Below are 12,124 nucleotides of genomic sequence, written 5' to 3' on the forward strand. Positions count from 1 at the left end.
TTGCCGTAACCGTTCAGGGGGGACGAAATCTGGTAAGCTGTCCGTAATTTAAATTACGAACAGCTTACAGCAAACAGTTGTCAGTTTTTCCCACTGATAACTGTTTACAAAAACCTAATTGGTTAAGCTAAAAGCTTTGATATGCTTAGTTTCCAACTTGCCTTTTAGGTGGGAGAATTGCCAAAAGTTGTCTTTTGCCCTTTTCCTTTCGCAGCTGATCACTGAATTTACCGTTTAGCGGCAACAATGGCAAAAACGGTGGTATGGGGATCGTCTTTTAAAGTTACCCCTTCTGGCATTTTCAAATCACCCACGAGCAAGGATTGCCCCACACCGATGCCCGACACATCAAATTCGATCACTTCTGGGATATTATCAGCAATACAGGAGACATTAACTTCGTTGACGAACTGTTCGATTAAACCACCCTGTTTAGTTCCGATCGCTTCTCCCATGGCTTTAATGGGAACGACGATATCGAGCTTACCGTGGGCAGATACCGAGAAGAAACTGAGATGATAGAGATTTCTTTTCCAGGGATGAGATTGTACCTCTTGGATCAAGGCTTTTCCTGTCCAGGACATTTCCGGGACATTCACATCCACCAGGGTATTATTCACCGAGGCCTTTTTGAGCAGGGTTAAGGCCGCTTTTTCTCCCACCACCAGAGAAACCGATTCCGTGCCGTTGTGGCCGTAGAGAACCGCCGGGATCAAACCCTGACGACGTAGGGCCCTGGGGTTAATATTCTCCGGTCTTTTTTGACATTCAACGCTAACTTGCATAGTTGACTAATCCTCTTTGGCAATGATTTAAAATTCGTGATTATCCCAAGGTGAGCCATTTTCGTCTAAAAGAGCGCGTTTTGGCCCGTGAATGGGGTCTTCAACGATAATAGTTTGGTCGCGACTAGCTCCTAGGGAGATAATAGCGATCGGTACTTCCATGATCGCCCCTAGGAATTTTAGATAATCGAGGGCCTGTTTAGGCAGGTCTTCCAGACTCCGACAATCGCTGGTGGGTTGTTGCCACCCCGGCATCGTTCGGTAAATCGGTTGACAACGGGCGAATTCCCCGGCGCTACTGGGTAAATGGCGACAGGTTTGGCCGTCCAATTCGTAGGCAACACAGACTTTGATTTCCTCTAGGGTATCGAGAACATCTAATTTGGTGATCGCTAGACAGTCTAACCCATTGATTCGCACTGCGTAACGACCGATCACCGCATCAAACCAACCGCAGCGACGACGACGGCCAGTGGTGGTCCCGAATTCCGCCCCACGATCGCATAATAACTGCTCGATCTCCCCCTCTAATTCCGTCGGAAATGGACCTTCACCTACCCTAGTGGTGTAAGCTTTGGCCACACCGATCACTCGATCGATTACCGTCGGACCAATGCCAGAACCCACACAAGCACCCCCAGCGATCGGATTGGAGGAGGTAACATAGGGATAGGTTCCGTGATCGAGGTCGAGTAGGGTGCCTTGGGCCCCTTCAAAAAGAATATTCTTACGCTTGCGGATGGCTTCGTAGATTTTTAGGGAACTATCGACCACATGGGGACGCAGTTTCTCGGCATATTCTAGATATTCCTCGATCACCGTCTTCGCATCTAAAGGCGGTAAGTTATATAACTTTTCTAAAATGACGTTTTTATAATTAATCGTCCATTCTAGTTTTTGCCGCAGATTCTCGGTATTGATCAAGTCGATGACTCGAATACCGATGCGCTCGGATTTGTCGGCATAGGTGGGGCCGATACCCCGTCCCGTGGTGCCGATTTTATATTTACCCCGTTTTTCCTCGGATGCTTGATCGAGCAGCCGATGATAGGGCATAGTGACATGAGCCGTTTGCGAGATATAGAGATTGTCGGTGGTAACATTGAGGGCGTGTAATTGCGCCATCTCTTTGAGTAACACCGAGGGATCTATGACTGTTCCTGAGCCGATTATACATTCCGTATCCGGGTAGAGAATCCCAGAGGGAATTAGATGGAGTTTGAACGTTTGACCCTCGACGACGACGGTATGACCCGCATTTACGCCACCTTGAGAACGCACCACCACATCCGCCGATCGACTCAGCAGATCCGTGATTTTTCCTTTTCCTTCGTCGCCCCACTGAGCGCCGATTACAATAACGTTAGCCAAGGTATTTTAGTCTAGCTAAAGTTCACACAAACTCCTATTATCCCTCTTGGCGAATACAACTGTCAAGTTATCTCTCTTAGCTAATTGTGGGGAGAAGGCGAGGGGAAAACTCGCCTATTTTCAGGGTTTATTGACCTTCCCGGCTCATTTGACGCTCGATAGTTTCGATAGCGGCATTTAATCCCGCTAGACGGGTTTCGAGGTCATCGCGCATCCATTTGAGGAATGTTAATTTACGCTCTTGACATTCTTGGCGGGAAGTGCTGCCACAAGTGTTGAAGAAAAAGGGAAACATAGACTAAGAGGCCTGCTATAACTCTACGTCTTCTATCTTGACGAAAATTTTCAAAAAAGTCTAACCGTTAAGTCGCCATAATAACCACAGACCTAAACCAAAACCGAAAAAGTTAGGCAGCCAAGCAGCTAGGAAGGGGGAAAGGGTGGCGGTTAGTCCCAAGCTGCCGACAAGGAAGTTTAAAAGATAGTAGAGGAAAACAATGGCGACACTGAGACCGAAACTGGTTCCCCGACTAATTCTTTGCGGTAGAGAACCCAAGGCACAGCCGATAGTAGCAAAGACGATACAGACAAAGGGAAAGGCGATTTTTTGCTGGATTCGCACTTGAAAAAACCTGACTCTCTTATCATCGCCACTGAGTTTGAGCAGTTGCACATATTCGATCGCCTGTGGTATGTTCATCTCGTAGGGATCGCGGCTTTGACGAGCAAAATCGAAAGCAGAGCGAGATAAAGCGATTTTTTCGGTTTTAAAGGGGATAACTTGGCTATAGGAGGCGTTAGGGGGGGTTAATTCATAGATAATGCCGTTAAAAAAGTCCCAGACGTTATCGACGGCATTCCAACGGGCCGAATCGGCGATAATAATTTGATTTAATTCTTGTTTTAGCCAACGGATAACGGTGACAGTTTTCATTTTTTCTCCGTCAAATTGTTCGGCATAAAATAAACTTCTTAAATTGCGATTAATCGTACCGTTTTCGAGGGTTTTTATTTCATAATCGGGATAATAAAAGTCTTTGTTTTTCCAAAAACTTGCTTCTTTATTAATTTTCTGTACTAAAATTTCTGTGGCTCGATAATTAGCATTGGGAACCACATATTCGTTTAATAAAAATGTCACACCTGTAACTATTAAACTCAGGCAAAAAGTCGGTATAAAAAGACGGTAAAGAGTGACTCCACAGCTTTGCAGGGCAACGGTTTCGCTATCACTACTTAAACGTCCGTAGGTGATTAAAGTGGCCAGTAAAAGAGAAACTGGCAGGGAATAAGTAACAAATTCTGGCACTTTTAACAGGAGAATTTCTAGGGCCGAGACAAGGGGTAGATTAGCATCAACTACCTGATTAGCTAAATCGGAAAGATTGCCGATCGCTACTCCCAAAGAGGCAAATAAACCAACACTAAATAAAAATGGCGGTAGTAGTTGGCTGATCAGATAGCGATCAATGAGGGCAATGCCTCCATTTACCCAGTAAGAAATCTTTTTCTTAATCATTGATTTTGGTTAACTCACTCCTCTTTCATCCCATTTCCTAACCCGCAGCCGTCTTGCCTATCCCTTCGGTTAGCCTATCATATTTTGTCTTTGACGAAAAACACCGCCGGAAGTTGTATGATTGCGGGGAGAGTGGACAGAAGTAAGGATTTGGGTAAGTGTAGATAATTTTTCTGTTCCTATTCCCCGATCATCCCCAGGTGAATTATGCTGCTAAACTGGCAAACTTTTACTATTCATAAACGAGTACCTTTAACGATTAGTCGCGGCACTACCAGTAAAAATACTAATATATGGCTGCAAATTAGCGAGGAAAATATCGAAGGGTGGGGAGAGGCATCCCCTTTTGATATTACCAGCGAGGAGAAAAAACCCGATAAAATTCTGCAAGAATTAAACTCGATCGCTCCTATTTTACAATCTTTTCACCCCTGTCAACGCCAAGAAATTGAGAAAATTTTATGGCAAAATCAGATATCTTCGCCTACTCGTGCCGCTATTGACACGGCGCTGCACGACTGGTTAGGCAAAAAAGCTAATTTACCTCTCTGGCAAATTTTTGGACTCGATCGCTCTTTAATTCCGCCGGTTTCTGTTACTATCGGTTTAAATTCTCCAGAAAATGTGGGGAAGAGGGTGTTAGATTGGCTAGAAATCGGCGATTTTAGCTTATTAAAGGTCAAATTAGGCTCACCAGACGGTATAGAAGCCGATCGAGCTATAATTCTGGCTATTAAAGAAATTGTCCCCCATTTGCCCCTAACTGTCGATGCTAATGGTGGTTGGAAATTGAGCGATGCGGTGAAAATGTGCCAATGGTTAGAGGAAAAAGGCGTTATTTATGTGGAACAACCCCTATCCGCGGGACAAGAACGAGATTTAATCGATTTATACCAAAAATCGCCCCTACCTATCTTCGTCGATGAAAGCTGTTTTTCTAGTCAAGATATCCCGAAACTGGCCGATCGAGTCCACGGCATTAATATTAAACTAATGAAAGCCGGTGGATTAGCCGAAGTGCAGAGAATGATTCATATTGCCCAAGCTTGCCGACTGCAAATTATGTTCGGATGTTACTCTGATAGCAGTTTAGCCAATACTGCCCTAGCACATCTTGGCCCGCTTGTCAACTATCTTGACCTAGATAGTCATTTAAATTTACGCGATGATCCCTTTACGGGTTTAAGCTTGGAAAGGGGACATTTACAAACAAATAATTTGCCCGGTTTGGGTGTTAGTTTACGGACAGAAGATGACTAATTATTTGACTCCTGACAAGAAAGTAGCGATTCTCCTCCACGAAGGAATCAAAGGAACTCGCGGCAAAACCGGATTAAGTTATCTGCGTTACGGGAAAGCGCAGGTAGTGGCGATTATTGACGCAGAAAGCGCTGGCAGTACCTTAAAAGAAGTGGCCGGAATCGATCGCCCCTTGCCGATTGTTGCTACTGTTAGGGAAGCTCTAACCTATCATCCCGATACCCTGTTAATTGGTATCGCACCCTCAGGAGGCATTTTACCACCCCATTGGCTAGAAGAAATCAAAGAGGCGGTAAAAGCAGGGTTATCCCTCGTTAATGGTCTCCATACACCCCTAAAACCCCTTTTTTCTCAGCTTAAACCGGATCAATGGATTTGGGATATCCGTCTGGAACCCCAAGACTTAAAAATTGGGCAAGCGCGGGCGAAAAATTTAACCTGTCAGCGTATTCTAACGGTAGGCACGGATATGAGTGTGGGCAAAATGTCCACTAGCATCGAATTACACCGATTTGCCCGAGAAAAAGGGCTAAAATCGCAATTTTTAGCCACTGGACAGGGGGGAATTATGATCGCGGGAAAAGGTGTACCCTTGGATGCGGTGCGCGTCGATTATGCTGCTGGTGCGATCGAGGCTTTGGTGTTAGAATCGGCAGAAAATAATGATATTCTGTTTATTGAGGGTCAAGGCTCCCTTTTACACCCTGGCTCCACCGCTACCTTACCCTTAATGCGTGGCACTCAACCAACGGGGTTAATTCTCGTCCATCGTGCCGGACAAATTCATATCAAAGATTTACCCGATATTCTCATCCCTCCCCTAACGGAAGTGATTAAACTCTACGAAATGACTGCCAGTGCTGGGGGAAGTTTCGGGGAGGTGAAGGTAAAAGGGATTAGTTTAAATACTTTTCATCTTAGTCCGCAGGCGGCAGTTAAAGCTATAGAAACTGTGCAGGAGGAAACGGGGTTATTTTGTACCGATGTTGTCCGTTTTGGCGGTCAAGGGTTATTATCAGTGATCAGTGATCAGTTATCAGTAATCAGTGATTAATTCAATCATAGTCAATGATAGGTGATGGGTTACGACTAAATCTGGATGTTGTTAAATTTTCTCTTGACAAAAGCCTCTTGACATGATATTATATTCATAATGGAAAATCCGTGCGCCTACAAACCCTATTTTCCCAAGCATTTAAACTCTAACTCATCTTAATTCTGCTTGCCGGAGTTGCGACAACATAGTTTTATAGTTCTCCATAATTGTTTGGGTATGGGGATGATTTTCCCCTAATACTTGGGTAGCAATATTAATCGCTTCTAGATAGAGAGGTTCCGCTTCTGTGTACCTGCCTTGGGAATCGTACAAGTATGCTAAATTGTTGAGGGAAGTTGCCACAGAGGGATGATTGTCTCCTAAGAGTCGTTTATACAAATCTAATGCTTCTAGATAGAGAGGTTCCGCTTCTGTGTACCTGCCTTGGGAACAGTACAATCCTGCTAAATTGTTGAGGGAAGTTGCCACATCGGGATGATTGTCTCCTAAGAGTCGTTTTCTCAAATCTAATGCTTCTAGAAGGAGAGGTTCTGCTTCTGTGTACCTGCCTTGGGATTTGTACAATGCTGCTAAATTGTTGAGGGAAGTTGCCACATCGGGATGATTGTCTCCTAAGAGTCGTTTTCTCAAATCTAATGCTTCTAGAAGGAGAGGTTCTGCTTCTGTGTACCTGCCTTGGGATTCGTACAAGTGTGCTAAATTGTTGAGGGAACTTGCCACATGGGGATGATTGTCTCCTAAGAGTCGTTTTAACAAATCTAATGCTTCTAGATAGAGAGGTTCCGCTTCTGTGTACCTGCCTTGGGATTCGTACAAGTATGCTAAATTGTTGAGGGAAGTTGCCACAGAGGGATGATTGTCTCCTAAGAGTCGTTTTGTCAAATCTAAAGCTTCTAGAAAGAGAGGTTCCGCTTCTGTGTACCTGCCTTGGGATTCGTACAAGTATGCTAAATTGTTGAGGGAAGTTGCCACAGAGGGATGATTGTCTCCTAAGAGTCGTTTTGTCAAATCTAAAGCTTCTAGAAAGAGAGGTTCCGCTTCTGTGTACCTGCCTTGGGAATCGTACAATCCTGCTAAATTGTTGAGGGAAGTTGCCACAGAGGGATGATTGTCTCCTAAGAGTCGTTTTTTCAAATCTAAAGCTTCTAGATAGAGAGGTTCCGCTTCTGAGTATCTACCTTGGGAATCGTACAATGCTGCTAAATTGTTGAGGGAAGTTGCCACATCGAGATGATTTTCTCCTAAGCGGGTTCGAGTTGCGGTTAAACAAGCTTGATAGTAAGGTTCAGCAATAGCATACAATCCTTGTCCTTTATAATAACGAGCTAAACCCGTATAGGACGAAACTAAATCCTCATCAGCGATATATTGGGGATATTCCCTGACAGCTTGTTCAATATGGGGAATTAAGGGAGTCAGATTTTGAATAATATCTAGAGTGGGAGTTTCGGGGACTGTTCTCGATGTATCTGTCATCACCGTACAATAACGACTTTTTGCGGTATTGGCTGTCTCGGAACCTTCTAATTTTTCCCGTAGATAAAGACGGATGAGGGGATGCAGTTGATACCATTCATTGCCTAAAGATTTCAGCAAATTAAGCTTAACCAAGCTATCGGTTAACCATTTTTCTATCTCGTCTTTAGCTTCATCAGAAAATAAACTGATGATTAAGTGCTTGGGAAAAGGTGCCGAAGCAAATAAACTGAGATAAAGAGCTAATTTTTGTTTTTCTGTTTCTAACAGTTGCCAACTGAGATACAGAATTGTTTTAATACTGCGGACTTCCTCCTTATCAGAGTTGAGATATTTTAAGCCTTTTTTGGGGAATTTTTCCTTGATATTGGCTAAAGTTTCAGTGGTTGCTTGTCTCAGAAAACTGCCTAGTAATTGTAATCCTAGAGGCAAATATCCTAAACACTGACAAAGTTGTTTGGCTGCCTCTAACTCCGCGGTTAGACGTTCTTTTCCTAAGTAGGTTTGCAGTAAATCTAAAGCTTGCGCTGCTGTGAGAACATCTAAGTTTATCGTTGATAGCGATACCCCTAAGTAACTAAAACGAGTGGTAATTAAAACCCGAAAACGAGATTCTTTTCCCGGTGGTAGATAAGATTTAATTTGGTCGTAGTCACGCACATCATCAAAAATAATTAAAGCATTTCCCTCGGGCCAATTTTGCCAACAGTAACGCACTCGTTCACTTAAGGTTCCCTTATTGGGGATGTTTAAACCCAGGTATTCTCTGGCAAAAAATAAAATAGCCAAACCGGGGTCACTGTTAAGGACATTTATCCAACAAATACCCGCAGGATAATCCCCTTTATGTTGCCAAGCATACTGTAAAGCTAATTCAGTTTTTCCCGAACCTCCCATCCCACTTAAAACAATTGGGGAAGATTGCTGAAAAGCTTGATTAATCCGGGATAATTCCTGTTCTCTACCAACAAAGTTAACTGCTGTTCCTGGTAAATTATAGGGATCATGAACGGTATTTTTATCGGTAAATAGCTGATTATAGTTGGTAGATTGGGTTGAATTTTCTGTTAAAAATAATCGCAAGAAAAACCAAGAATTTAAATCTGGCATAAATCGAATAACTTTGTTAGTAAAATCATGATTCATCCACCAAATTTGTCGGAGATTAAAGCAAGCTAAATTTTCTCGATTGAAATTAATTAATTGCAAGGCATCTACTAGGAAAGCATCAGAAAAAGCGGTTTCAAAACCAGTAATTGATACTACTCCCGACTCCAATTCTGCCAATTGTGTTAACAAGAAGTTCAAGACAAAAGAGGGTTTTTCCCATCTTGGTAAGACAATTTTATAAAAAATAATGCCTTGTTCTTGCAGTTTATTCTCTAATTCTCTAACTACTTGCTGACGGGAAAACTCATCATAAAATTCCACCCTAGCTAAACCTCTAGATGGTCTTCGTCCCCACAATAGCAAACGAGCTGCCGTATGGGAAATAGTACCCGGTTCTAACTCCGATTGATTAGTTTGATTAACTTGATGTACCACCGGGGACACCTCCATCGGGAGCAGTAGGAATATGACCTTGAGCATTTAAAATATCAACCACAAGGGGATGCACCATAAAGCATCTTTCCCCGTCTCCATCTACTTCTTGAATCGCACGATCATTTAATAAAGCGTATAATATCTCATTGGGAATTTGTGCTTCTGGATTAGCATCATAAATTCGTTTTAACAATAATACCTTATCCCCATAACTAACATGATCGGTATCATAAGGATTTTGGCCTAAACGTCTTTCATATTCTGTTCTTAAACTGCGAATTGCCCTGCTAATATGACTAGACATGATCAGATTTTGTTGATTGAGAATTGCCTCATCAGAAGCTTCTCTAACTAAATAAAATAAATCTCTGATATTGCCACCAGAGGCAATAATAACCCGCTCTATTTGTCCATCTTCAAATAAATTAGATTTAACTCTTGCTTCTAAAACTTTTCTCACTGCTTCCCGTCCTTTTTGGTTAGGAGTATGATCTTTTTGGCAAAAAACTGGAGTATCGGGAATCAGGAGATTATGGTCAAAAGTGAGGTTAATCCCGGGAGATGAATTATATAATCCAATCGGAATATTAAAAATAATGTGAATGTCTAAATCTTTGAAAATGTTAGAATAGTTTAAAAATAAATCCCTGACCGCTTCTTGTGAAACACCAGCTTTATCGAAGTCCTCTCCAATAATTAACCAGCTTCTCTGCATAGTTTCCTGTAAGTTCTGATCACATTCTTTCAGGAGTTGATTAGCAATATTAATTAAATCTCTGGAACGGGAAAGACGGTATTCAACAACTTTTTTCTCTCGCGAGGAAGCAAACCGGAATTCTCCCTTGAGAGAGGCAAAAAGTCCGAGAATTTTATTCCAGAAAGAATCTTCCTTTACTCCCGCTCCTGCTTCCGTTTTGATTTGACTTTCTCTGGTTTCCTTACGGGTAAATTCTTCAGAACTAAACCAATCCCAAAGCTTTTGTAAATTTTCATCACTGGGTTGTCGAGAAATTTTAGCGGTTTTCTCAACAATTTCCACCACCATAAAGAGAAACACATCAAGGGGACTGAAATTAATCGCATCGAGTTCACTTAAAACACTAAATCGCAGGGGTTCAAAATGCTGTTTAATCTCATGATCATTAATTAAACGAGTTAATTCTGTCGATTTGCCTACCCCCGTGTGTCCCATTAAACAGGCTTTGTAATATTGTTGCGTATCTATGACCCGTTTTAACCCTAATTTTAGACGCTGAATTTTATCTTCCCCTCTCACTTTATTCATTTCTTCTCGATAAAAAGCATCTATTTCCTTCTGAGTTAATAGGGGTTCAGGAGATATAGTTAAATAGATTTCATCAAGAGTAGTCGCAGGTTCAAAGCGAGTCAGAGAGGGGTGTTGCATAGAGACAGGAAAAATCATTCTCTGGAGATACTTTTTATTATATAGGGTTGGCTGGTTATAATTAAATTAAAAATGGATTTTAGGTTCGATCCCCCCTAGCCCCCCTTGATAAGGGGGGAAGCCGAAGGCGGGGGGATCCCCCTTGATAAGGAGGGTGCCGATCCCCCCTTAGTCCCCCCTTTAATCCCCGCTTAATAAGGGGGGCATCTGAAAGTTTTTAATACCCACCTAATTATTAAGCAAACCATATCTAAGCGGGAAAAATCCCTTTTTTTGTAGTCTGTGATACTGTTTTTGGGATTGAGATCGTCTAAGGTCAGAGAAATTGCTTCTAGGGTTCCGATTTAAACTTCTTTAAATGTCAGGTCCGAGAGAAGCAAGCTAGTCTTAAATGAGCGGATCAAAAATTTTTCCGTCTAAGCTGGCTACACGGCGGGATAAAAGCCCGGGAGACTTTAAGGATAACTGTTTTGAGGCAGTATCGTTGAAGACTCCCGGGTTGTTGTATTTTGAGGTGAAATGATGTCCGAGGAATCTACTTTTCAACCCCCGCATTTAACCGAAGCTCAACAGGCCCTAGAAAAAGAACGCCATTTGCCCCTAACTGGTTGGCAACAGGAAGTTTCCCAGGGGTTAACCTACGGTTTAGAGGCGGCCGATAGTATTCGCGATCGCAGTATTCCCACCTTTTCCAGGGGTGAGTTACCCCACTATGCGGGAATTAACACCTTTATGAAGGCCCCCTATTTGGAAGATGTGCGGAATGTGGGCAATTATGACGTGGCAATCGTCGGTGTTCCCCATGATTCGGGGACAACTTACCGACCCGGAACTCGTTTTGGACCCCAGGGAATTCGGCGGATTTCGGCCCTTTATACGCCCTACAATTTTGAATTAGGGGTAGATCTGCGCGAACAAATTACGCTCTGTGATTTAGGGGATATTTTCACCATTCCTGCTAATAATGAAAAGTCCTTTGATCAAATCTCTAAAGGGGTTGCCCATGTCTTTAGTTCTGGTGCCTTGCCGATTATTTTAGGGGGTGATCATTCCATTGGTTTTCCGACAGTGCGGGGTATTTGTCGGCATTTAGGGGATAAAAAAGTCGGTATTATTCACTTTGATCGCCATGTGGATACCCAGGAAACAGATTTAGATGAACGGATGCACACTTGCCCCTGGTTTCATGCCACCAATATGAAAAATGCTCCTGCTAAAAATCTCGTCCAATTAGGGATTGGTGGTTGGCAAGTTCCCCGTCAAGGTGTTAAAGTTTGCCGCGAGCGTGCCACTAATATTTTGACCGTCACCGACATTGTAGAACGAGGCATTGATGCTGCCGCCGAATTTGCCTTAGAACGAGCTTTAGATGGTACGGATTGCGTTTGGATTAGTTTCGATATTGATTGCATTGATGCCGGTTTTGTCCCCGGTACAGGTTGGCCGGAACCGGGCGGTTTATTACCCCGTGAAGCCTTAGCTTTATTAGGTAAAATTATCCAAAAAGCTCCCATTTGTGGTATGGAAGTGGTGGAAGTTTCCCCTCCCTACGATATTAGTGATATGACTTCTTTAATGGCTACGCGTGTTATTTGTGATGCCATGGCTCATCTGGTTATTTCAGGTCAATTACCGCGTAAAGAAAAGCCCTATTATATTCATCCTGAAGTTAATATGGAGGTTGATGAACCTTGGATTTAAGGACA

Annotated in this window: 9 protein-coding genes and 1 riboswitch; of the genes, 3 read left to right on the plus strand and 6 right to left on the minus strand. The window is 42.9% G+C overall.

The window, feature by feature from the left end:
• Positions 1-227 precede the first annotated feature (227 nt).
• The 4 genes from ACE3JL_RS08270 to ACE3JL_RS08285 form a co-directional block, all read right to left on the minus strand.
• Positions 228-785: a 50S ribosomal protein L25/general stress protein Ctc gene (locus ACE3JL_RS08270; protein WP_271990459.1), complete on the minus strand. Its 558-nt coding sequence runs from the start codon at positions 783-785 to the stop codon at positions 228-230.
• A gap of 27 nt (positions 786-812) precedes the next feature.
• A complete protein-coding gene (locus ACE3JL_RS08275; protein WP_375329248.1) occupies positions 813-2,156 on the minus strand; it encodes an adenylosuccinate synthase in 1,344 nt (447 codons plus the stop codon).
• 127 nt (positions 2,157-2,283) lie between these two features.
• A complete protein-coding gene (locus ACE3JL_RS08280; protein WP_164502949.1) occupies positions 2,284-2,451 on the minus strand; it encodes a hypothetical protein in 168 nt (55 codons plus the stop codon).
• A 60-nt stretch (positions 2,452-2,511) separates the two neighbouring features.
• A complete protein-coding gene (locus ACE3JL_RS08285) occupies positions 2,512-3,675 on the minus strand; it encodes an LptF/LptG family permease (protein ID WP_375329249.1) in 1,164 nt (387 codons plus the stop codon).
• A 207-nt stretch (positions 3,676-3,882) separates the two neighbouring features.
• On the opposite strand from ACE3JL_RS08285, the gene ACE3JL_RS08290 reads away from it, so the two are divergent.
• Together ACE3JL_RS08290 and ACE3JL_RS08295 are read left to right on the plus strand one after the other, a co-directional pair.
• Complete coding sequence (locus ACE3JL_RS08290; RefSeq protein WP_375329250.1) at positions 3,883-4,935, plus strand: dipeptide epimerase; 1,053 nt, start codon at positions 3,883-3,885, stop codon at positions 4,933-4,935.
• Positions 4,928-5,989, plus strand: coding sequence for a DUF1611 domain-containing protein (locus tag ACE3JL_RS08295; RefSeq protein ID WP_271990447.1), 1,062 nt, complete (start codon positions 4,928-4,930; stop codon positions 5,987-5,989). Before ACE3JL_RS08290 ends, ACE3JL_RS08295 begins: the two co-directional genes overlap by 8 nt.
• Before the next feature lie 153 nt (positions 5,990-6,142).
• On the opposite strand, the gene ACE3JL_RS08300 is transcribed toward ACE3JL_RS08295, so the two are convergent.
• Both ACE3JL_RS08300 and ACE3JL_RS08305 read right to left on the minus strand, forming a co-directional pair.
• A complete protein-coding gene (locus tag ACE3JL_RS08300) occupies positions 6,143-9,028 on the minus strand; it encodes a tetratricopeptide repeat protein (protein ID WP_375329599.1) in 2,886 nt (961 codons plus the stop codon).
• Complete coding sequence (locus ACE3JL_RS08305) at positions 8,997-10,418, minus strand: hypothetical protein (RefSeq protein ID WP_375329251.1); 1,422 nt, start codon at positions 10,416-10,418, stop codon at positions 8,997-8,999. The genes ACE3JL_RS08300 and ACE3JL_RS08305 overlap by 32 nt, the downstream gene beginning before the upstream one ends.
• A gap of 320 nt (positions 10,419-10,738) precedes the next feature.
• A riboswitch (guanidine-I (ykkC/yxkD leader) is annotated at positions 10,739-10,872 on the plus strand.
• Between the two features lie 68 nt (positions 10,873-10,940).
• On the opposite strand from ACE3JL_RS08305, the gene ACE3JL_RS08310 reads away from it, so the two are divergent.
• Positions 10,941-12,119: an agmatinase family protein gene (locus tag ACE3JL_RS08310; RefSeq protein ID WP_375329252.1), complete on the plus strand. Its 1,179-nt coding sequence runs from the start codon at positions 10,941-10,943 to the stop codon at positions 12,117-12,119.
• Positions 12,120-12,124: the final 5 nt, after the last annotated feature.

This window comes from Microcystis sp. BLCC-F210, from assembly GCF_042134685.1.
In the GTDB taxonomy this organism is placed as follows: domain Bacteria; phylum Cyanobacteriota; class Cyanobacteriia; order Cyanobacteriales; family Microcystaceae; genus Microcystis; species Microcystis aeruginosa_D.